At 67.9% G+C, this 21,565-nt stretch carries 22 protein-coding genes; 15 read left to right on the top strand and 7 right to left on the bottom strand.

Annotation, left to right across the window (positions count from 1 at the left end; genetic code table 11):
• Positions 1-1,383 (bottom strand): condensation domain-containing protein (locus tag LT948_RS30825; protein ID WP_073662843.1); only part of this gene is annotated, 1,383 nt, incomplete at its 3' end.
• A gap of 318 nt (positions 1,384-1,701) precedes the next feature.
• Here LT948_RS30825 and LT948_RS30820 point away from each other — a divergent pair.
• From LT948_RS30820 to LT948_RS30785, 8 genes are read left to right on the top strand one after another with little or no spacing between them, the layout of a single operon-like run.
• The gene (locus tag LT948_RS30820) at positions 1,702-2,913 is read left to right on the top strand and encodes a PepSY-associated TM helix domain-containing protein (RefSeq protein ID WP_003106912.1); all 1,212 of its coding nucleotides are present in this window, start codon (positions 1,702-1,704) and stop codon (positions 2,911-2,913) included.
• Positions 2,910-3,449, top strand: coding sequence for a hypothetical protein (locus LT948_RS30815; RefSeq protein WP_003111932.1), 540 nt, complete (start codon positions 2,910-2,912; stop codon positions 3,447-3,449). The genes LT948_RS30820 and LT948_RS30815 overlap by 4 nt, the downstream gene beginning before the upstream one ends.
• Positions 3,446-3,775: a hypothetical protein gene (locus LT948_RS30810; protein WP_003089624.1), complete on the top strand. Its 330-nt coding sequence runs from the start codon at positions 3,446-3,448 to the stop codon at positions 3,773-3,775. The genes LT948_RS30815 and LT948_RS30810 overlap by 4 nt, the downstream gene beginning before the upstream one ends.
• On the top strand, positions 3,772-4,332 hold the full coding sequence (locus LT948_RS30805) for a DUF6162 family protein (RefSeq protein WP_003089625.1): 561 nt from the start codon (positions 3,772-3,774) through the stop codon (positions 4,330-4,332). Before LT948_RS30810 ends, LT948_RS30805 begins: the two co-directional genes overlap by 4 nt.
• 32 nt (positions 4,333-4,364) lie before the next feature.
• Positions 4,365-5,318, top strand: a complete 954-nt coding sequence (locus LT948_RS30800; RefSeq protein WP_033995061.1) for a metal ABC transporter substrate-binding protein — start codon at positions 4,365-4,367, stop codon at positions 5,316-5,318.
• Positions 5,315-6,070 carry a metal ABC transporter ATP-binding protein gene (locus LT948_RS30795; RefSeq protein WP_033995062.1) on the top strand — a complete coding sequence of 252 codons (756 nt, stop codon included), beginning with the start codon at positions 5,315-5,317 and terminating at the stop codon, positions 6,068-6,070. The genes LT948_RS30800 and LT948_RS30795 overlap by 4 nt, the downstream gene beginning before the upstream one ends.
• Positions 6,067-6,972 carry a metal ABC transporter permease gene (locus tag LT948_RS30790; RefSeq protein ID WP_003106903.1) on the top strand — a complete coding sequence of 302 codons (906 nt, stop codon included), beginning with the start codon at positions 6,067-6,069 and terminating at the stop codon, positions 6,970-6,972. The genes LT948_RS30795 and LT948_RS30790 overlap by 4 nt, the downstream gene beginning before the upstream one ends.
• Entirely contained in the window at positions 6,969-7,886 is a 918-nt protein-coding gene (locus tag LT948_RS30785; RefSeq protein ID WP_003120118.1) for a metal ABC transporter solute-binding protein, Zn/Mn family, read from the top strand. The genes LT948_RS30790 and LT948_RS30785 overlap by 4 nt, the downstream gene beginning before the upstream one ends.
• 99 nt (positions 7,887-7,985) lie before the next feature.
• Here the strand turns inward: LT948_RS30785 and LT948_RS30780 are convergent, their stop codons facing one another.
• The 5 genes from LT948_RS30780 to LT948_RS30760 all read right to left on the bottom strand — a co-directional run bounded on the left by LT948_RS30780 (position 7,986) and on the right by LT948_RS30760 (position 12,372).
• Positions 7,986-8,750 carry a thioesterase II family protein gene (locus LT948_RS30780; protein ID WP_003105945.1) on the bottom strand — a complete coding sequence of 255 codons (765 nt, stop codon included), beginning with the start codon at positions 8,748-8,750 and terminating at the stop codon, positions 7,986-7,988.
• On the bottom strand, positions 8,751-8,969 hold the full coding sequence (locus LT948_RS30775) for an MbtH family protein (RefSeq protein WP_003089636.1): 219 nt from the start codon (positions 8,967-8,969) through the stop codon (positions 8,751-8,753). It lies immediately after the preceding gene.
• A gap of 77 nt (positions 8,970-9,046) precedes the next feature.
• The gene (locus LT948_RS30770) at positions 9,047-10,456 is read right to left on the bottom strand and encodes an aspartate aminotransferase family protein (protein ID WP_003089638.1); all 1,410 of its coding nucleotides are present in this window, start codon (positions 10,454-10,456) and stop codon (positions 9,047-9,049) included.
• Between the two features lie 178 nt (positions 10,457-10,634).
• Positions 10,635-11,954, bottom strand: coding sequence for a PQQ-dependent sugar dehydrogenase (locus LT948_RS30765; protein ID WP_031636119.1), 1,320 nt, complete (start codon positions 11,952-11,954; stop codon positions 10,635-10,637).
• Entirely contained in the window at positions 11,947-12,372 is a 426-nt protein-coding gene (locus tag LT948_RS30760; RefSeq protein ID WP_003111287.1) for a hypothetical protein, read from the bottom strand. The genes LT948_RS30765 and LT948_RS30760 overlap by 8 nt, the downstream gene beginning before the upstream one ends.
• Before the next feature lie 358 nt (positions 12,373-12,730).
• Between LT948_RS30760 and treA the strand changes: the two genes are divergently transcribed.
• Positions 12,731-14,368 carry an alpha,alpha-trehalase TreA gene (treA, locus tag LT948_RS30755; RefSeq protein ID WP_003111286.1) on the top strand — a complete coding sequence of 546 codons (1,638 nt, stop codon included), beginning with the start codon at positions 12,731-12,733 and terminating at the stop codon, positions 14,366-14,368.
• 3 nt (positions 14,369-14,371) lie between these two features.
• Here treA and LT948_RS30750 read toward each other — a convergent pair whose 3' ends face one another.
• On the bottom strand, positions 14,372-15,310 hold the full coding sequence (locus LT948_RS30750) for a LysR substrate-binding domain-containing protein (protein WP_003105956.1): 939 nt from the start codon (positions 15,308-15,310) through the stop codon (positions 14,372-14,374).
• Positions 15,311-15,410: 100 nt separating this feature from the next.
• On the opposite strand from LT948_RS30750, the gene LT948_RS30745 reads away from it, so the two are divergent.
• From LT948_RS30745 to LT948_RS30720, 6 genes are all read left to right on the top strand, one after another.
• Positions 15,411-16,271: a pirin family protein gene (locus LT948_RS30745; RefSeq protein ID WP_003089646.1), complete on the top strand. Its 861-nt coding sequence runs from the start codon at positions 15,411-15,413 to the stop codon at positions 16,269-16,271.
• Positions 16,272-16,368: 97 nt separating this feature from the next.
• The gene (locus tag LT948_RS30740; RefSeq protein ID WP_003111283.1) at positions 16,369-17,049 is read left to right on the top strand and encodes a hydrolase; all 681 of its coding nucleotides are present in this window, start codon (positions 16,369-16,371) and stop codon (positions 17,047-17,049) included.
• 81 nt (positions 17,050-17,130) lie between these two features.
• The gene (locus LT948_RS30735; RefSeq protein ID WP_033995065.1) at positions 17,131-18,549 is read left to right on the top strand and encodes an OprD family porin; all 1,419 of its coding nucleotides are present in this window, start codon (positions 17,131-17,133) and stop codon (positions 18,547-18,549) included.
• A gap of 34 nt (positions 18,550-18,583) precedes the next feature.
• The gene (locus tag LT948_RS30730; RefSeq protein ID WP_003120113.1) at positions 18,584-19,504 is read left to right on the top strand and encodes a SphA family protein; all 921 of its coding nucleotides are present in this window, start codon (positions 18,584-18,586) and stop codon (positions 19,502-19,504) included.
• Positions 19,505-19,953: 449 nt separating this feature from the next.
• Entirely contained in the window at positions 19,954-20,268 is a 315-nt protein-coding gene (locus LT948_RS30725) for a hypothetical protein (protein WP_003113065.1), read from the top strand.
• A gap of 580 nt (positions 20,269-20,848) precedes the next feature.
• Positions 20,849-21,361 (top strand): BRO-N domain-containing protein, encoded by a 513-nt coding sequence (locus LT948_RS30720; RefSeq protein WP_003089651.1) that lies wholly within the window; start codon positions 20,849-20,851, stop codon positions 21,359-21,361.
• The last annotated feature ends 204 nt before the right edge of the window (positions 21,362-21,565 follow it).

The raw sequence follows: 21,565 nt of genomic DNA, 5'->3' as shown, positions 1-21,565 counted from the left end.
CTCGACGGTCCGCGCCTCGAACAGGTCGGTCGCGTAGGTCAGCGCGGCGTACAGGCGGCCGCCCTTCTCGTAGGTATCCAGGCTCAGGTCGAACTGGGTGGTACGGCTCTTCCAGTCGAGCTGGCCGAAGCTCAGGCCGGCCACGCTGTCCAGCGCCTCGATGTCGGCCACCAACGGCTGGTGGTTGTACATCACCTGGAACAGCGGGCTGTGGCTCAGGCTGCGCTCGACCTTGAACGCCTCGACCAGGCGTTCGAACGGCAGATCCTGATGGGCCTGGGCGCCAAGCACGGTGTCCTTGAGCCCGGCCAGCAGGGTCGCCACCGACGTGCGGCCGTCGAATACCGAGCGCAGCACCTGGGTGTTGACGAACAGGCCGATCAGCCCTTCCACCTCGGCGCGGTTGCGGTTGGCGATGGGGACGCCGACCCGCAGGTCGGTCTGCCCGCTATAGCGTTGCAGGAGGATATTGAAGCCGCCGAGCAACAGCATGAACAGGGTCAGCCCCTGGCGTCGGGCGGTGCCGCGCAGGGCCTCGGCCAGGGCCGGCTCGATGCTGAACTCGTAACGGCTGCCACGGTAGCTGGGAACCGCCGGACGCGGGTGGTCGGTCGGCAACTCCAGGACCGGATGCCGCTCGCCGAGCTTGCCGCGCCAGTACTCCAGCTGGCGCTCCTGCTCACCGGCCTCCAGCCAGCTGCGCTGCCACAGGGCGTAATCGGCGTACTGGATCGGCAAGGCCGGCAGGCCGGGCTCCGCGCCAGTCGCATAGGCACTGTAGAAACGACTGAATTCTTCGATCAGCACGTTCATCGACCAGCCGTCGGACACGATGTGATGCAGGGTCAACAGCAGCACATGCCGCTCCTCGCCCAGGCGGATCAGGCGGACCCGCAGCAACGGCCCCTCGCACAGGTCGAACGGCTGCAACGACTCGCGCTGCGCCTCCTCGCGCAGGCGGGCTTCCTGCTCGGCCTCGGGCAGGCCGCTGCAATCCTCGAAGGCAACCTCCAGCGGGCGTTGCAGGGGCGCCTGCGCCAGGCTGTCGTCGGCGCCGCGCGGGAACACCGTACGCAGGGTTTCATGACGCTGCACCAGGCTGGCGAAGGCGCGCTCCAGCGCCTGGCGATCCAGCGGTCCGTTCAGGCGCACCGCGCTGGGCAGGTTGTAGGCGCCACTCTGTGGCTCCAGGTGCCAGAGGAACCACATGCGCTGCTGGGCGTAGGACAGGCGGTCGCGCTCGGCCGAAGACACGCCGGCCGGAATCGGGAACAGCGAGAAATCGATTCCCTCCCCTCGCAGGGTTTCGAGGAAGACCCGACGCTTCTCAACGGGTAGTTCGATAAAGCGGCGGGCGAGCTTGAGGGAATCTTCTGCGTTCATCGGTCTTCTTCCGTGCACATGGGCAACGAGCGCGGGGCTCGGTCATTCATGTGAAACGGACGACACATCGTGAAAATTAACCGGACAGCGACTTCCGGTCGCACCTTGGCCGATCGGTTTTTTTGCATAGCCATCAGGCGTTTACGGAAGCCCTCGGACAAGCCGCCGGCACCAGGCTGAAAGCAACTGCGAAACATTTGCTTTCATCTTCCCCTTCAGGTTCTACCGGCCTCATTCGTCCTATATGGATGAACGGGGCGCATCCAGTCCCCGCAACCCATGGTCGGTGCCCACGACCCCTAACCTACCGTTAGCCTCATGTCGAAAAAGTCCCGCTCCAGACTCTGGTTCCTCGTCCACAGCTGGCTGGCCCTGCCCATCTGGTTCTTCGTCCTGATCGTCTGCGTCACCGGCACCCTGGCGGTGGTCAGCCAAGAGATCGTCTGGCTGGCCAACCCGGACGTCCGGGCCAGCAAGCCCTACGAAGATGCCGAGCCGCTCAGCTTCAGCCAGGTCCTGAAGGCGATCAACGAAGCCCAACCGGACCTCCTGGTCGAATCCATCCAGCGCCCCGACGAAGAGCATTTCGCCCTTACTGCCGAGGTCAGCTATCCCGGCGGCAGCGAGGCGACCCTGTACATCAACCCCTACACCGGCGCCATCCAGGGCGAAAGCCCCTCCTTCGACTTTCGTCAGTTCACCCGTGCCCTGCACGGATGGTGGCTGGTTCCGTTCAACAACGGCTACAGCTGGGGCTGGTACATGGTCTCGCTGCTCGGCCTCCCCATGCTGGCATCGCTCATCACCGGGCTGGTGGTCTATAAACGATTCTGGAAGGGCTTTCTCAAACCCAGATTACGCATCAACCAGGGCGCCCGGATCTTCTGGGGCGACTTCCATCGCCTGAGCGGCATCTGGTCGATCTGGTTCATCGCCCTGATTTCCATCACCGGCACCTGGTTCCTGATCCAGGCCATCCTTGCCGACAACCACGTCACCCTGACCAACGACGGCATCCCTCCGGTCATCGCACGCGCCGACGTGCCCCGCGCCGCACCCGGTCAGAAGGTTCCATACATCGAGCTGGACGAGGCGGTGCGGCTCGTCACCGGGCGCATCCCCAGCCTGGAGGCCAGCGCGGTGTTCCTGCCCGGCAACGCCTACAGCCCGATGTTCGTGGCCGGACGCGGCTGGTATCCGCTCATGTTCCAGTCGGCCGCGCTGAACCCTTATACCGGCAAGATCGAAACCACCCGCCTGCTCAGCGACCGTACCCCCCTGCAGTTCGTCACCGAATCCATGCGTCCCCTGCACACCGGCGATTTCGGCGGTATCTGGGTCAAGCTGATCTGGTTCGTCTTCGGCCTGCTGCTGAGCATGATGGTGCTCAGCGGCCTGCTGATCTGGAGCAAGCGCACCGCACAGGCCACCGCCGCGCTGGTCAAGCGCGGCAAGCGCCCGGCGCGCCAGCCGAAACCGGCCAAGCCGGCGCCGGTAATGGCCAACCAGACCGCGGAGGGACAGCCATGAGCAAGGCCGCCGTTGCCCAGCCCGTTTCGCCGCTGCGCCAGTTCTGGCTGCGCTGGCGTTTCCACCTGAACGTTCTGCTGATCCTGATCCCGCTCGGTTTCATGCCGCGTTATTTCGCCGACATGGCGTTGTTCTCTGGCAGCAGCGGACTGGGTGAACGCGAGATCGGCGAAGTCCAGGTAGGCCCCTGGAGTCTCAAGCTCGCCGAATGGCGTATCGAACCGCCGCACGACGAAGGCCCCGCCGGCTTCATGAAGGACTTCAATGCCGCCCTCTGCCAGGCCTGCATTCCCCAGGTCAAGGCGACCTACCTGCGCATCGGCAAGCCGCGCAGCCTGCGTGCCGCCGGGGTGATCTTCTTCGGCAGCCCCTACCGCATGGGCACCAGCGTGCCGATCCCGCCGCGCACCCGGCCCGATGCCGAGCTGTGGATCACCATGGAAGGTTGGGACGGCTCCATGCACCAGGCTTCCATTCCCCTGGCCGAGGCATCCCCCGCCACCGTGGCCTGGCTGAACAAACGAGGTAAGCAATGAGCATCCACACCCGCCCCTGGCGCCTGCCCCTGGCCGCCCTGTTGCTCGGCCTGAGCGGCGCGGCCCTGGCGCACAACCCGATCTGCGAATGCGAGGAAGTGCAGGCCGGCGAGATCCGCTGCAAGGGCGGCTTCTCCGACGGCAGCGGCGCCCCCGGCGTAACCCTCGACGTGATCGGCTACGACGAGCAGATCCTGGTTCCCGGCAAGCTCGGCGCCGACTCGACCCTGACCTTCAAGCGTCCCGACGGCGAGTTCTACGTGCTGTTCGACGCCGGCCCCGGCCACGTGGTGGAAATCGACCACGCCGACATCGCCGCGCCATGAGCGTCGAAACCGTCCGCCCGGCCGGCGCCGGCCACGAGACCCTCTACGTACTGCTCGGCAGCGTGCTGATCCTGGCCCTCGCCGCCACGGTGGTCGGGCTGCGCCAGCAGTCCCATGAAGCGCAAGCCCTGGACGCCCACCAGGTGGACGCCCGGCTCGACCTGAATGCCGCCGAACAGGGCATCTATGCCGACCTGCAGGTCGCCGCCGAAGACATCCAGGCGCGCCTGGACGACGGCGAAGCCGCGCCCTCCGTCGACGAACTGGCCGCCGAGGGCTTCCCGCCCTTCGTCGCCGACGTCGCCGCAAGCAGCCGCGGCGAGCACCGCTGGAGCCACGGCGAAACCGCCGGGCGTCCGAGCTACCTAGGCGTCAGCGGCAAGCCCGAGGTGGCCGGCTCGTTCCTCCTGCTGCTCGGCCCCGCCGAAGTCTGGCTGAAGCCCGCCGCGGCCGCTGCCGGCGCCGTACCGGGCGACGCCCGAGCCCTGGCCGACGCCGGCTGGCGCCAGGTGGTCAGCCGCTTCGACGCCGGCGTGACCCGTCAGCACCGCCATTGATCGCACATCGACTCCACAGAAGGCGTTTTTCCATGCTGTTCCCCCGTCGTTCATCCCGTCCGCGCGGCCTCGCCGCCCTCCTCCCGGGCCGTGCCCTGCTGGCCGCCCTGCTGCTGGCCCTGCTCGCCCCGCTGGCCCAGGCCGAAGACGGCAAGCGCCTGCGCATCGGCATCACCCTGCATCCCTACTACAGCTACGTGAGCAACATCGTCGGCGACAAGGCCGAGGTGGTGCCGCTGATCCCCGCCGGTTTCAACCCGCATGCCTACGAGCCGCGTGCCGAGGACATCAAGCGCATCGGCACGCTCGACGTGGTGGTGCTCAACGGCGTCGGCCATGACGATTTCGCCGAGCGCATGATCGCCTCCAGCGAAAAGCCCGGCATCCCGGTGATCGAGGCGAACGCCAAGGTGCCGCTGCTGGCCGCCACCGGCATGGCCGCGCGCGGCGCCGGCAAGGTGGTCAACCCGCACACCTTCCTGTCCATCAGCGCCTCGATCACCCAGGTCAACACCATCGCCCGCGAACTGGGCAAGCTCGACCCGGCCAACGCCAAGGCCTACACCCGCAACGCCCGGGCCTACGCCAAGCGCCTGCGGGCCCTGCGCGCCGACGCCCTGGCGCGGCTGAACAAGGCCCCGGCCGCCGACTTCCGCGTCGCCACCATCCACGGCGCCTACGACTACCTGCTGCGCGAATTCGGCCTGGAAGTCACCGCCGTGGTCGAGCCGGCCCACGGCATCGAGCCGAGTCCGAGCCAGTTGAAGAAGACCATCGACCAGCTCAAGGCACTGGACGTGAAGGTGATCTTCTCCGAGATCGACTTCCCCTCCACCTACGTCGAGACCATCCAGCGCGAGTCCGGGGTGAAGCTCTATTCGCTGTCGCACATTTCCTATGGCGACTACAGCGCCGGCAAGTACGAGGAAGAAATGGCGCGCAACCTCGACACCGTGGTCCGCGCCATCCAGGAGTCCGGCGCATGACCGTAGCCGAACGGCTTTGCGCCATGCCTTGCGGGCCGGCCATCGAGTTCGCCGGGATCGACCTGAGCCTCGGCGGCAGCCGCATCCTCGATGGCGTGCGCCTGCGCGTCGAGGCCGGTAGCGTGCACGCGCTGGTCGGACCGAACGGCGGCGGCAAGAGTTCGCTGGTCAAGACCCTGCTCGGGCAGATGCCGCATCGCGGCGAGCTGCGCCTGGAGTGGCCCGGCGCGCCCGGCTGCATCGGCTACGTGCCGCAGGCGCTGGAGTTCGACCGCGGCCTGCCGCTCACCGTCGACGATTTCATGGCCGCCATGTGCCAGCGCCGTCCGGCCTTCCTCGGCCTGTCGCGCAGCCGGCGCCCGGCGATCGACGCGGCCCTGGAACGGGTCGGCATGCTGGCCAAGCGCGGTCGGCGCATGGGCGCCCTCTCCGGCGGCGAGCGCCAGCGCGTGCTGCTGGCCCAGGGCCTGGTACCGCCGCCGCAACTGCTGGTGCTGGACGAACCGATGTCGGCCCTCGACGAGGGCGGCATCCAGGTCTTCGAGCGGCTGCTGCTGGACTGGCGCCAGGCCGGCGTCACCGTGCTCTGGATCGAGCACGACCTGGAGGCCGTCGGCCGCCTCGCCGACCGGGTCAGCGGTCTCAACCGCCACCTGCTGTTCGACGGTCCGGCGGCCAGCAGCCTGACCCCGGAACGCCTGCTCACGCTGTTCTCCACCCAGCCCCGGAAGAACGCGGAGGCCAGCCGATGAACGACGCCTACGAACAACTGCGCCAGGCCGTCCAGGCCTGGGCCGCCGCCGGCTACCTGCCGGAGACCCTGGCCTACGGCTTCGTCGTCAACGCGCTCCTCGCCGGCCTGCTGATCGGCCCGGTGCTCGGCGGCCTCGGCACCCTGGTGGTGGTCAAGCGCTTCGCCTTCTTCTCCGAGGCGGTCGGCCACGCCGCGCTCACCGGCGTGGCCATCGGCATCCTCCTCGGCGAGCCCTACACCGGGCCCTACGGCAGCCTGTTCGGCTACTGCCTGCTGTTCGGCGTCCTGCTCAACTACCTGCGCAACCGTACCGGCCTGGCCCCGGACACCCTGATCGGGGTGTTCCTCTCGGTGTCCCTGGCGCTCGGCGCCAGCCTGCTGCTGGTGCTGGCGGGCAAGATCAACGTGCATATCCTCGAGAACGTGCTGTTCGGCTCGGTGCTGACCGTGAACGGCCATGACCTCGCGGTGCTGGCGGCGGTCGCCGTGCTGGTGCCGTGCCTGGCCCTGCCGCTGTACAACCGCATCATGCTGGCCAGCTTCAACCCGCAACTGGCGGCGGTGCGCGGGGTCGCGGTGAAGAGCCTGGACTACCTGTTCGTGGCCCTGGTGACCCTGGTCACCGTCGCCGCGGTGAAAGTGATCGGCGCGATCCTGGTCGGAGCCCTGCTGGTGATCCCGGCGGCAGCGGCGCGCCTGGTCAGCCAGTCGCTGAAAGGGTTCTTCTGGCTGGCGGTGCTGATCGCCACCGTCAGCACGCTGGCCGGTATCCTGTTGCCGATCATGTTCGACCTGCCGATTCCCTCCGGCGCCGCGATCATCCTGGTCGCCGGCCTGGCCTTCGGCCTCGCCGCCATCGCTCGCGGCTGCCTGCCGCACCTGAAAGGAACCCCCGGATGAACCTGAAACCCCATTGCCTCGCCCTGGCCCTGGCTTGCGCCGGACTCGCCGGCCCGCTCCCGGCCCTCGCCGCGACGCCGGCCGCGGCTCAGTCCGCGCCAGTCACGGTACTGGCCAGCCTGCCGGTCACCCACGCCCTCGCCGAACGCCTACTGCGGGACACCGAGGTCAAGCTGCAACGGGTCGCCCCGGCCAACCTGCCGGCCAGCCGCCAGGCCTCGTTCTTCGCCGGGCGCGGCGCCGGCGGCCTGGCCAAGGCCGCCGGGCAGGCCGACGCGGTGATCGACCTGCGCTCGATCTGGAGCGACGACCCGCTCTACCCGCTGGCCCGCCGTAGCAATATCCGTATCGTCGAGATCGACGCCGCGCGTCCGGTGGACGGCGCCCTGCCCGGCATCGCCCTGCGCCCCGGCAGCGACCTGCATGCCTACCCCTGGCTCAACCCGACCAACCTGGGGCGCATGGCCGATGTTCTTGCCAGCGACCTGGAACGCCTGGCGCCCGGCGCCGCAGCGACCATCCAGGCCAACCTGGCGACGCTGAAGAAGCAATTGCTGGAAGCGACCGCCAGCAACGAGACTCGCCTGGCGAAGGCCGACAACCTCAGCGTGATCAGCCTCTCCGAACGCCTCGGCTACCTGCTCGCCGGGCTCAACCTGGACCCGCTGGACGTGGAGATCCAGGCCGACGACGGCTGGACCGAGACCAATATCCAGGCTTTCGCCGAGGAGCTGAAGAGCGAGGACATCGCCCTGGTCCTGCACCATCGCCAACCACCCAAGCCCCTCGCCGATGCCATCGCCGCCAGCGGCGCACGCCTGGTAGTGGTGGACACCGAGGCGGCGGACCCGGTGGCCGGCCTGGAAAGCGACATGAAAGCGATAGTCGAAGGGCTGCTGGCCGGTAAAGGCTGAGCCGCGCCTCGTAACGAAAAAGGCCGGGGAGCGCTGCTCCCCGGCCTTTTTTTCGTCGACATCGGACCCGCCGCAGGGCCTATGGCGCCCTCGCGGGCATCAGCAGATCGCCGCCGACTCCACCGCCAACGCCGCGGCGCCCTGCCCCGCGCGCCAGGCCTCGACCTGGCGCTCGACGACCGCCAGCACCTCGGCCTCGCGCTGATGGATGAAGAAGTGCCCGCCGTCGAACAGCTCCAGTTCGAAACCGCTGCGGGTTTCCTCGGCCCAAGCCAGCAACTGTTCCTCGCTGGCCTTGTCCTCCCTGCCGCCAAGCGTTCGGATCGGACAGGCCAGCGGCGGGCGCCGCTGGTGACGATAGCTGCCGCAGAGCAGGAAATCGGCGCGCAGGATCGGCAGGGTCAGGCTCATCAGCTCGCGGTTGCCCAGCACCTCTTCCGGCGTACCTTGCAGGTCGCGCAGGTCGGCGATCAGCTCGGCGTCGCTCTTCGGTTCGGCGAAACCGCGGTCATACTCGGCGCGTCGCGACGGCGCCGCGGTGCCGCAGGCGAAGAACCCCAGCGGCGTCGGGCAACCCAGCTCGCGCAAGGCATACAGCACCTCGCAGGCGAGCAAGGCGCCGAGGCTGTGGCCGAGCATCGCGTAGGGGCCCTGGCGGACCTCGTCGTGCAGCTCGCGCGCCAGTTGCTGCGCCAGGCTCGCCAGGTCGGTCTGCAACGGCTCGGCCATCCGCGCCCCACGCCCCGGCAACTCCACCGGACGCACCGCCAGCCAGGCCGGCAGCTTGCGCCGCCAGCGGCTGTAGGTCATGGCGCTGGCGCCGGAATACGGCAGGCAGAACAGCCGTACGGGCGTACCGCCCACTCAGCCGGCCGCCTTGTCCATGTGCTGGCGCAGGCTCAGCGGGCGCATGTCGGTCCAGACTTCCTCGATGTAGGCCAGGCAGTCCTTCTTCAGGCCGCTCTTGCCGGCCGCCCGCCAGCCCTGGGGAATCTCCTTGTATTCCGGCCAGATGGAATACTGCTCCTCATGGTTGACCACTACCTGGAACTGGATGTCGTCACGGTCGAACACTGAAGTCATTGCTTGCTCCTGATGGGATCGAACGGCCGCGCGCAGCACGGCCCTTGCGTTGGATAACGAAAAGCCCGGCGGGAAAATTAGCCGGCCAGCGCCGCGCCGAGGGCGCGGGCGAAACGCCGGGCCACCTCGTCGATCTGTTCGGCGCCGATGATCAGTGGCGGCAGGAAGCGCACCACGCTGCCGTGGCGGCCGCCCAGTTCGAGGATCAGGCCGCGCCTCAGGCACTCGCGCTGGACCCGCGAGGCCAGGGCGCCGTCGGTCGGCGGATGACCGAGGGCATCCGCCTCGCCCTGCGGGTCGACGATCTCGACCCCGAGCATCAGCCCCCGACCGCGGATATCGCCCAGTTGCGGATAGTCGCGCTGGAGGATGCGCAGGTGCTCGGCCAGGCGCTCGCCCATGGCCGCCGCGTGGGCCGCCAGGTCGTGTTCCTTCAGGTAGCGCATCACCGCCGAACCGGCGGCCATGGCCATCTGGTTGCCGCGGAAGGTGCCGGCGTGGGCGCCGGGCTGCCACTTGTCCAGCCATTCGCGGTAGACCACCACCGCCAGCGGCAGGCTGCCGCCGATGGCCTTGGACAGCACCACCACGTCGGGGACGATGCCGGCGTGCTCGAAGGCGAACATCCTGCCGGTACGGGCGAAGCCGCTCTGGATCTCGTCGACGATCAGCGCCACCCCGGCCTGCTCGGTGATCCGCCGCAAGCCGCGCAGCCAGTCGAGATCGGCCGGGACCACGCCGCCCTCGCCCTGGACCACCTCGACGATCACCGCCGCCGGCAACTGCACGCCGCCTTCCGGATCGTTCAGCAGGTTCTCCAGGTAGTGCAGGTTCGCCTTGACCCCCGCCTCGCCGCCGAGACCGAACGGGCAACGGTAATCGTAGGGATACGGCAGGAACTGCACGCCCGTGCTGAGCACCGCGCCCAGCGGCTTCTTCGGTCCGAGATTGCCCATCAGCCCCAGCGCGCCCTGGCTCATGCCGTGGTAGCCGCCCTGGAACGACAGGATGGTGCTGCGCCCGGTGGCGGTGCGTACCAGTTTCAGCGCGGCTTCCACCGCGTCGGTGCCGGTCGGGCCGCAGAACTGGATCTTCGCCTCGGCGGCCAGCGCCGGCGGCAGCAGGCCGAACAGGTCCTGGACGAACTGGTCCTTCACCGGGGTGGTCAGGTCGAGGGTGTGCAGCGGCAGCTCGTCGGCCAGAACCTGGCGGATCGCCTCGATCACCACCGGATGGTTGTGCCCCAGCGCCAGGGTGCCGGCGCCGGCCAGGCAATCGATGAAGGTCCGCCCCTCGACGTCCTCCACCAGCAGCCCCCTGGCCTTCTTCAGCGCCAGCGGAATCCGCCGCGGATAGCTGCGCGCGTTGGACTCCTGGCGGCTTTGCCGTTCCAGCAAGGGCGACTGGGAGAACTCGTAGAGCGTTTCGCCCTCCGCCGGGGTGGCGCGGAGCGGCTGGTCTTCGATGACGCTGGTGGCGACGTGCATGTCTTCAACCCTCAAGGCGTGGTGGTGTTCCACTGGCAACCGGCGATCCGGCCGCCAGGGGCGGCATTCGCGGATCGGATGCACAGGAGACGCAGGAGGGACGCACGGATTTACTGCGCCGGACCGCAGCACCGTGCCCGGACCGCCAGCTCCGGCCCGGACACCGTCGAGCGGGCCGCTAGTCGGCGCCCGCGGCGCTCACCCGCCAGATCGCGTTGCCGACGTCGTCGGCGATCAGCAACGCGCCGTCGGCCGCCTGCGCCAACCCCACCGGCGCGCCGAACAACTGCTTCTCGTCCGCGGAGACGAACCCGGTCACCACCGGCTGCGGCGCACCGGCGGGCTTGCCGTCGGCGAACGGCACATGGACCACCTGGAAGCCGCTGACCGGCGAGCGGTTCCAACTGCCGTGCTCGCTGACGAAGGCGCCGTTGCGATAGCGCTCGGGCAACTCGTCGCCGGTGTAGAAGAACAGGCCCAGCGCAGCCACGTGGGAACCCAGCGCGTAGTCGGGGACGATGGCCTTCGCCACCAGGTCGGGACGCTGCGGCTTCACCCGCGAATCCAGGTGCTGGCCGAAGTAGCTGTAGGGCCAGCCGTAGAAGCCGCCCTCCCGTACCGAGGTCAGGTAGTCCGGGACCAGGTCGTTGCCGATCTCGTCGCGCTCGTTGACGATGGTCCACAGCTTGCCGGAGACCGGTTCCCACTGCAGGCCGGTCGGGTTGCGCAGGCCGGAGGCGTAGATGCGGCTGCCGCGGCTGGCGACGTCCACCTCGAGAATCGCCGCGCGACGGTATTCGATCGCCGCGCCGTTCTCGGTGATGTTGCTGTTCGAACCGACGCCCACGTAGAGCTTGCGCCCGTCGGGACTGGCGAGCAGCGCCTTGGTCCAGTGGTGGTTGATGGTGTCCGGCAGGTCGGTGAACTCCATCCCCGGGTCGGCGACCCGGGTTTCACCCGGCACGTAGCGGTAGCGCATGATATTCCCGGTATTGGCGACATACAGGTAATCCCCCACCCGCTGCACGCCGAACGGCGAGTCCAGCCCTTCCAGGAACACGTACTTCTGCCACTGGCCTCCGGCGCCGGCTCGGCGCAGCAGGGTGATGCGGTTGCCGCCCTTGCCGGCCTTGCCGGACTTCCCCTTGACCATCCCCGCGATGAGTTGCTTCGGCGTGGTCACCGGCGCGGTGCCGGGCGAGTTGGCCTCCACCACCAGCACATCGCCGTTGGGCAAGACCAGCAACTGGCGAGGGTGTTGCAGGCCATCGGCGATCTTCTCGATCTTCAGGCCCTGGGCCACCGTCGGCTTGGCCTCTCCCGACCAGCCCACGCCTTCCGGTACCTTCATCGGCGGCAGGAGGAAGTGCTTCGGTTCCGGAAGCGCCGGATTGGCGCCGGTCTGCTGCTGCGGATCGTTCTGCGACCCCTGGTTGCAGCCGGCCAGGACCAGGCCGACGGCAAGCGCGACGGGGCGCAGCGAGTGAAAGCTAGCCATGCGCCACCTCCTCCGCGGATACCGCCAGGAGCGCCTCTCCCAGCGCCAGCAGCAGCACCGTCGCGATCGACAGCCATAGCCCGGCCGGCATCACCGCATAGGCGTCGCGGCTGTGCACGAAGGCATTGAAGATGGCCAGGACGATGCCGGCGAACTTCAGCAAGGAGGAAACCCTGGCCGCCGCGACGACTGCCGCGCGCCGCAGCAGCCATACGCGGCACAGGTCGACGACGCAGGGCAGGATGGCGAACAGCAGGCCGAGACTGATCAGCCAGGCCGCGCTCTTGCCCCACATCACCTCCGCCGTGGCGAAATAGGTGGCGTCGAAGACCAGAGCGGCGACGAAGAAACCGAAGGGAACCGGGTTGAGGACGTTGTAGAAGGCGTCCAGGGGTCTGAAGCGTAGTGCGGTGGCCATTGCGAAACACTCCTCTCGGGAAACGCAGGCTTCCCGACGTGAAGGGACGGGCAGGAGATTCGAACCGCCGAGGCCCTGCGCAAGGCGCGGGCAGCGGGGAACGGCACGGCGAAACGGCGACTGGGGGGCTCGCGCCCCTTCTGCGACGGACCTGCACGAAGCGCTGGAGTTCATCCGCAAGGACCTGTCGGAAGCGATAGGTACGCTGGCGATCCTTCCGATGGAACTTCGTGCGCCGCGACTCACCGAAACAGGGGTAGCGCCCTTCCCGGCCCTCCCGCCGGGTTGCCGCGCCGCCCCAGGCGCACCCCGCCGGCGACCGATCCGCGCCCGGCGTTTGCCGAAGAGGAGACAGCCGATGCCTGATCGAACCGCTCTACCCCGCGCCATGCTCGCGGCCTGGGTCCTGCTCCTGCTGGCGGCCTGCAGCCAGGGCCCGGCGCCTACCCCGCCCGCGTCCTGGGGTTGGCAGGACGCCAGCGGCGAACGCGCGATCGCCCCCGACGAAGCCTATCCCGAGCTGTTCCAGGCGGTGCAGGAAAGCCGGCTGTTCAGCGACCAGAAGCACTTCGTCGATGCGCTCCCGCTGCGCGAGCCTGCACGGATCCGCGCCGACTACCTGCACGAGAGGGAGCGGCCCGGCTTCGACCTGCGCGCCTTCGTCGGCCGCAACTTCGAGGAGTCCGGCAGCGTCGAGACCGCCCCGCCGGAAGCGGGTGCCGATCTCGCCAGCCACATCAGCGACCTGTGGCCGGCGTTGACCCGCCACTACGAGCAGGTGCCGGCCCACAGCAGCCTGCTGCCGCTGCCGAAACCCTACGTGGTCCCCGGCGGACGCTTCCGCGAGGTGTACTACTGGGACTCCTACTTCACCATGCTCGGCCTTGCGGAGAGCGGGCAGCACCAGCGGGTGCGCGACATGCTCGACAACTTCGCCTACCTGATCGATACCTACGGGCACATTCCCAACGGTAACCGCAGCTACTACCTGAGCCGTTCGCAGCCGCCGTTCTTCGCCTACATGGTGGACCTCCAGGCAAGACGCGAAGGCGACGCCGCCTACCGGCGCTACCTGCCGCAGCTACAGAAGGAATACGCCTACTGGATGGAAGGCTCCGCCGGGCTGCGCCCCAACGAGGCGCGCCTGCACGTGGTGAAACTGGCCGACGGAAGCCTGCTGAACCGCTACTGGGACAACCGTGACACACCGCGCCAGGAGTCCTTCCTGGAGGACCGGGCGACCGCCGCGCGCGCCCCGCAGCGCCCCGCGGGCGAGGTCTATCGCGACCTGCGGGCCGGCGCGGAAAGCGGCTGGGACTTCTCCTCCCGCTGGCTGGACGACGGCCGCGAACTGGCCAGCATCCGCACCACCGCCATCGTCCCGGTGGACCTCAACGCCCTGCTCTACCATCTCGAACGAACCATCGCCAAGGCCTGCGCCAGCAGCGCGCTGAAGGCCTGCGAGCAAGGCTACGGAGCCCGCGCGGAGAAGCGACGACAGGCCATCGAAGACCACCTCTGGCACCCGGCGGGCTACTACGCCGACTACGACTGGCAACGCCGGCGGCCCATCGAGCGGATCAACGCCGCCAGCCTCTTCCCGCTATTCACCGGGCTGGCCTCCGCCGAACGCGCCGGTCGTACCGCCGACAGCGTCGCCGCCCAACTGCTGCGCCCGGGCGGACTGGCCACCACCACCCGTGCCAGCGGCCAGCAATGGGACGAGCCGAACGGCTGGGCACCCTTGCAGTGGGTCGCCGTACAGGGCCTGCGCGCCTACGGCCGGGACGCCCTGGCGGAAGACATCGGCCGGCGATTCCTCGCCCAGGTGCAGCAGGTCTACGACCGCGAAGGAAAACTGGTGGAGAAATACGACATCAGCGGCAACCAGGGCGGCGGCGGCGGTGGCGAGTACCCGCTGCAGGACGGCTTCGGCTGGTCCAACGGCGTGACCCTGCAACTGCTCCGACTCTACGGCCCGGGCGCCGGTCGCTGAGCCTCAGCCCGGCGCCGGGTACTGGCGCTGCGCGGCGTCGGCGAAGCCTGCGGCGAGAAAGTCGATCAGCGCGCGGACCGAAGGCAACAGCCCGCGCCGCGAAGGGAACATTGCCACCACCATGCCTTCCACCGGCGTCCACTCCGGCAGCACCCGCACCAGCCGGCGCTCGGCCAGGTCGCGACTGACCACGCAGAGCGGCAGGCCGCCGATCCCGACGCCCTCCAGCACCGCCTGGCGCAAGGTGCCGAGGTCGTCGCTGAGCAGTTGCGGGCGCAGGTTGAGGGCCGCGCTGCTGCCATCCGCGCCGACCAGCCGCAGGCTGCCGTCCAGGCGCGAACGCTCCCAGCCGACGTAGGGCATCGCCGACAGGTCGGCCGGCAGCTCCGGCGGGCGGTAGCGGGCCAGCAGCTCCGGGCTGGCCACCAGCACCTGCGGACTGCGTGCCAGCACCTTCATCACCAGGTCGCTGTCCTCCAGCGGCGGGAAACGCAGCGACAGCGAGATGTCGTAGCCTTCGGCGATCACGTCGACCCGGCGATTGAAGGTCTTCACGTACAGCTCGACGTTCGGATACTGCGCCATGAAGCGCGCCAGCATCGGCGCCAGTTCGAAGTGCAGCAGCGGCGTCGAGCAGGTCAGGCGGACCATTCCGCACGGCTCCGAGCGGTTCTGTTCGATGACGTCCTCGGCAGCCTCCGCTTCCACCGTCATCGCCACGCAATGACGGTAATAGGCCTGGCCGATCTCGGTCACCTGGAATTGCCGCGTCGAGCGCTGCACCAGGCGCACACCCAGGCGCGCCTCGAGCTGCGCGACCTTGCGGCTGATGGTCGACTTGGGAATCCCCAGCACCCGCCCGGCGGGGGCGAAGCCACCGTGCTCGACCACCTTGGCATAGATGAAAAGCGCGTTCAGATCGAACACCAGCTCACCACTCATCGTTCCACCTGCGAGACTCTGAGACTTGATTTGCGGACTACCGGTTCCCACTCCCGGGAACTAGCGTATCGCTCCATCGACTCAATCGAGGAGCACCGACGTGAAAAAGGTCCTGGGAATCTACGGCAACGCCAACCGCCACTGGGTGGGCGACGGATTCCCCGTTCGTTCGCTCTTTTCCTACAACACACTGGGCCAGCATATCAGCCCGTTCCTCTTGCTGGACTACGCCGGGCCTGCTGATTTCCCCCCCGCACAGCAGCGCCGCGGCGTAGGCCAGCATCCTCATCGCGGCTTCGAGACGGTGACCATCGTCTACCAGGGCGAGGTCGAGCACCACGACTCCACCGGCGCCGGCGGACGCATCGGGCCGGGGGATGTGCAGTGGATGACGGCGGCCTCCGGGATCCTCCACGAGGAGTACCACTCGGAACGCTTCCGTAGCACAGGTGGAACGCTGGAAATGGTCCAGCTATGGGTCAACCTGCCCTCCAGCGACAAGATGAACCCGCCGCGCTACCAGACCCTGCTGGATGCCGACATTCCCCGCGTCGGCCTGCCCGACAGGGCCGGCGAACTGCGGGTGATCGCCGGACGCTACGGCCGCCACCAGGGGCCGGCGCTGACCCACTCGCCGCTGGCGGTCTGGGACGTGCAGCTGAAGGCCGGCAAGCACCTCGCCCTCGACCTGCCCAAGGGACATACCTGCGCCGTGGTGGTCCTGCGCGGCACCCTCGCGGTCGGCGACGAGATCGTTCGCGAAGCCCAGGTCGCCCTGCTCGACCGCGACGACCCGCGGCTGGAACTGGAAGCCAACAACGACGTGCAGTTGCTGGTGCTCAGCGGCGAGCCGCTGGACGAGCCGATCATTGGCTATGGCCCCTTCGTGATGAGCAGCCGCGAGGAAATCGACCAGGCCATCGAGGACTTCGAGAACGGGCGCTTCATCCGCGCCCACTGAAGTCCGCCCCCCTACGACATGGCCCGCGCAGGAAGCGCGGGCCCGGCCGGGCTTTGCCCGAAATTCACGGACGACCACCCTGCAAGAGGAAATGGAAATGAGCGCTCCCGCCAACTTCAACGGCCAGACCCCGAAGATCGATCCGGCCAACGCCGCCATGTTGCTGATCGACCACCAGAGCGGCCTGTTCCAGACGGTCAAGGACATGCCGATGACCGAACTGCGCGCCAACGCCACCACCCTGGCCAAGGTCGCCACCCTGGCGAAGATCCCGGTGATCACCACCGCCTCGGTACCGCAGGGCCCCAACGGCCCGCTGATCCCGGAGATCCACGAGGCCGCGCCGCACGCCCAGTACGTCGCGCGCAAGGGTGAGATCAATGCCTGGGACAACCCGGAATTCGTCGCCGCGGTGAAGGCCACCGGCAAGAAGCAACTGATCATCGCCGGCACCATCACCAGCGTGTGCATGGCCTTCCCCAGCATCGCCGCGGTACACGACGGCTACCAGGTGTTCGCGGTGATCGACGCCTCCGGCACCTACTCCAAGATGGCCCAGGAAATCACCCTGGCACGGGTGGTCCAGGCCGGCGTGGTGCCGATGGACACCGCCGCGGTCTGCTCGGAAATCCAGCGCACCTGGAACCGCGACGACGCTGTGCAGTTCGCCGAGGCCTACAGCGCGGTCTTCCCGCACTACCAACTGCTGATCGAGAGCTACGCCAAGGCCCAGGCCGTGGTCAACAACCACGAGCAACTGGATTCGCAGCGCAAGTGATCCATGGGAAGGAAGGGGCTGCACGCCCCTTCTTTTGCCGAGCAGGAGCCTGGTGGACAGCAACGACTACGGACCGGACCCATGCCTGATTCCTCCATGAAGCGCGGGGCTACGCTCTGCCTTGCCCTTGCCATAGGTCCGGGCTCGACCCTCGCCGACGACTCCCTGGGCCATCGCGACAACATCAGCACCGGCCTGAACCAGCGGCAGAAAGCCGAAATGAAGGTGCCGCCGGGCTTCGTCGAAGGCTCGACGCTGAACGGTTTCCTCCGCAACTACTATTTCGCCCGCGACAACCACGACACCCCGTCCCGCCGCGACCAGCGCGAATGGGCCCAGGGCCTGATGCTGTCGTTCCGCTCCGGCTATACCGACACGCCGATAGGCATCGGCCTGGATGCGCACGCCTTCTACGGCCTGCGCCTGGACGGCGGTGGCGGCAGCGGCGGTGCCGGCGTGCTGCCGCTGGACTCCGCCGGTCGCCCCGCCGACAGCTTCTCGGCGGCCGGCGCGGCCCTCAAGCTGCGCGGCCTGGACAGCCTGCTGAAGATCGGCGACCAGTTGCTGGAGAACCCGGTGATCGCCAGCGGCGTCAGTCGCATGGTGCCGCAGAGCTACCGTGGCGTGACCCTGAAGAACTACCATTTCCGCGCGTTCGAACTGGACGCCGGCTTCGTCGAAGCCACCCGCCTACGCAACCAGAGCGGCCACAGTCATCTCACCAGCGGCTACGGCAACGGCACCAAGGGCGGTATCGCCGCCGATCGCGAAAGCCCGCACATCGCCTGGCTGGGCGCCAGCTACAGCGCCCCCGGCGGCAGCCAGGCGACGCTCTACAGCGGCCGCCTGGAGGACATCTGGAACCAGCACTACCTCGGCCTCAGCCAGCCGTGGCGGCTTTCCAGCCAATTGACCCTGACGCCCTGGCTGCATTACTACAAGACCCGCGACCAGGGCCGCAGCCAGCTCGGCCGGATCGACAACGACCTCTACAACGTCGGCCTGACCCTGGCCGGCGGCGGCCAGTCGCTGAGCCTCAGCCTGCAAAAGGTCGATGGCGACACCCCGTTCGACTTCATCGCGCAGAACGACCGGACCTTCCTCTACGAAAGCAACGCCATGCAGTACGCCGACTTCAACGGCCCCGGCGAGCGCTCGTGGAAGATCCAGTACCAGGCCAGCCTGGCCTTCCTCGCCGCCCCGGACTGGCAGTTCGGCGCCGCCTACGGCCGTGGCCAGGCCGACCTGACCCGGGTCGACCCGGACAGCGCGGGCTACGGCTACCTCTACAACCCCAATGGCAAGAACGCCCAGCACTGGGAACGCGACCTGTCGCTGCGCTACGCCTTCCCCGCCGGCCCGGCCAAGGGCCTCAGCGTGACCCTGCGCTGGGCCACCCACCGCCCCGGCGAAGGCTACACCGCCCCCGGCAACACCCGCGGCAACTCCAGCTCCGACGAATACCGGGTGGTGGTCGACTACCCGATCAGGTTGCTCTGAACCCACGGAACCAGAAAAAAAGAGAAACTCCCTCATGCGTGCAGCCCTGCTACCCACCTTCGGCGCCCTCTCCGCCGCACTCTGCCTGGAGGCCCGCGCCGACGCCGTCGCGCTGCCGCCGCTGGCGCTCGGCAACGCCAGCTTCATGGACGGCGTCAGCCGTCCCGGCATGCTCTTCGAACTGCCCCTGCAATACGTTCGGGCAAACAACGCCAGCGACGCCGGCGGGCATTCGGTTCCCGGTCGGCAACGGGTTCGTGGCACCATGCTGTTGCCGCACTTCGCCTACCTCAGCCAGAACACCCTGCTCGGCGCCCACTACGGCGCCGAAGTGCTGCTGCCGCTGGTACGCCTGGACCTCGATATCGACGGCGGCCCGGACGGCCGGCGCACCCGCCAGGGCGACCTGATCGTCAGTCCGCTGATGCTGCAATGGGGGCCCGCTACGCTGTTCGGCCGCCCCTACTGGCAGCGCCTGAACTTCGTCTTCTCCCTGCCCACCGGCGACTACGACAAGGACGCCGCGATCAACACCGGCAGCAACACCTGGATCTTCAACCCGCACTACGCCTTCACCTGGGAACTGGGCGAGCGCCTGGAACTCAGCGGCCGCCTGCACTACGCCTGGATCAGCCGCAACGACGACCCCTCGCCGCGCCTGGGCGCAAACGACGTACAGCCGGGACAGGCGCTGCACGCGAACTTCTCGATCTCCTACGCGCTGGACCCGCACTGGCGGATCGGCCTGGCCGGCTACCAGTTGAAACAGATCAGCGCCGACCGCATCGACGACCACCGGCAGGCCGACTCGCGCGAGCAGGTCTTCGGCATAGGCCCGGGGGTGATGTACAGCCAGGGCAGGCAAACGCTGTTCGCCAACCTCTACGCCGAAAGCGGCGCGCGCAACCGCAGCGAAGGCAACCAACTGACCCTGCGCTACCTGCTGGCGTTCTGAATCGGCGGATAACGCCCTGGAAACGCCGACACCTCCCCAGCTCCGTAGGGCGAATAACCGCTCGCGGTTATCCGCCGCTTATCCGGGGTATCGGCGGATAACGCCCTGGAAACGCCGACACCTCCCCCGCTCCGTAGGGCGAATAACCGCTCGCGGTTATCCGCCGCTTATCCGGGGTATCGGCGGATACCGCCTGTGGCGGTATTCGCCCTACAGGCCCTGGAAACGCCGGACAGCTCCCCCGGACATTTCCGCAGGCTCTCTCAGAAGCCCGGGAATTGGATAAAAACCCAGTAGGAGGATGATGGAGGGGCCGGCAAATCCGTCCCGCAGGGACAGGACCGAACGGCACTGCCCTCTATTTTCTGAGGGCAAAAAAGACGCGGGCCGCAGGTGGTGGAACACCTACGACCCGCTAACCACAACCCAGCTTACTAAGGAGCTGACCCATGGCTAAGCCGAATGATACGTCCAACCCCGAGGTAACAGAATCGTCCCCCCGCTTCGTCCCGCTGCTACCCACCTCCCAGGCCGACATGTGTCCGCGTAGCGCCACCCTGTACGTGGACACCCATGCACTCCCCACGCACTTGTTCGACAACGCGAAAGTGCGCTTGAGGTCGGCGATCAACATCCTGGCCATGACCCGTTTGCTCGATGAGAAAGAAGAGCCCGGCGGCACCCTGGCCTACATCAACGGTGCGTTGCTGTCGCTGCTCAGCGATGCCTTGTCCGAAATCGAGGCGGGCCACCCGAGCCTGTAGCGCCGCTCCCTGGCGCGACGCCCCCGGCCTGGCCGGGGGCTTTGCGGCATCGCCATCACAAGACCTTTCGCGTCCGAACGGCACGCTTGATCGCCGTCCCGGTCCTCGCGAAACGGCCGCCAATTGCCCGAAGCTTCCGACCCTTTTTTCGGACGATTTCTTACGCCCTTATAAATCAGCAAGTTACGAGACCTCGAAAAAAGAGGTTTTCTGGCAGGGAAAAACCCGCCGCTCCTGTTTTCCGCCAAATGGCTATAGGTTTTCCGGGCCAGCCCAGTGCCACGCAGATAACCAGGAAATGCTCAGGGAACGGGTTCGGCTGCGAGCAGTTCACCGCCATATAGACAGTGGACAAGAGCCTACCCTCATAGGCCTAGCTGTTCAGCGGGCTTGTGCCATCGGAGACTTCGTACAAGGCTTAGCCATTGCCGTCCTACAGGCGCTGTCAGTAGGCTTTTTTCGCCGGCGACTTCGGTTCCCGGCAGGCCACAGCCTGCTGGCCCAACACCCACGAGCGGCCTGTCTCCCTGCCGCGCCGGCAGAAGCCAGGCAGCGGACAGCTCAGAGAAGGATTTCTCCTATGCACGGCCATACCCAGCTTGCCCCGCACTACTTCTTCCGACAGCAGCGATTGCTGCGCGCGCTGCTGATCGACGACCAGGCCTGGTTCGTCCTCGACGACTTCGCCCGGCTCATCGAACACAGCCAGCCCGAACAGATGCTCGCCCGCCTGGACGACGACCAGGCGCGCCGGGAGTCGTTGCGTTCCGAACGTGGCGAAGACCAGGCGCAGTGGCTGATCAGCGAGTCCGGCGCGTATGCCGCGCTGATCTACCAGCAGCGCGGCGATGGCGGCGAATTGCGCCGCTGGCTCAGTGGCGAGGTGGTGCCGGAGTTGCGCAGCGCCACCGACGACAGCGGCATGCCGCGCTACGTCAAGTTGCGCTGGGAGCGCCAGGTGGTGCACATGCTCGACTGGCAGGGCAAGCTCTGGGTGAATTTCAGCGAGATGCCCGATCTCCTCGAACGCCAGGGCGAACCCATGGTGCAACTGGGTTGGCGACGCTGGTTGCGCAAGTTGCGGCCGCTCTAGGCGAGCGGCCACTTGCTCGTCGCCGGGGCTCCACTCCTCCACCCGTTCGAGACGAAAGCCCGAACCCGATCAACAGGTTGAGCAGGCTGCCCAGCGTGCGGTGACGCTTGACCACGCCGCTGGCCAGCCAGTCGGTGGTACGCGGCCCTTCGTTCGAGTAGCGGTCCGGCAGGTGCGCCGACCCTCCCTGTCCAGCCGCCAGCC

Origin of the sequence: Pseudomonas sp. CP-1, assembly GCF_021213715.1 — a bacterium.
GTDB classification, from domain to species: domain Bacteria; phylum Pseudomonadota; class Gammaproteobacteria; order Pseudomonadales; family Pseudomonadaceae; genus Pseudomonas; species Pseudomonas aeruginosa.
The sequence above is the reverse complement of the archived record's forward strand: the minus strand, read 5'-3'. Positions and strand labels throughout refer to the sequence as shown.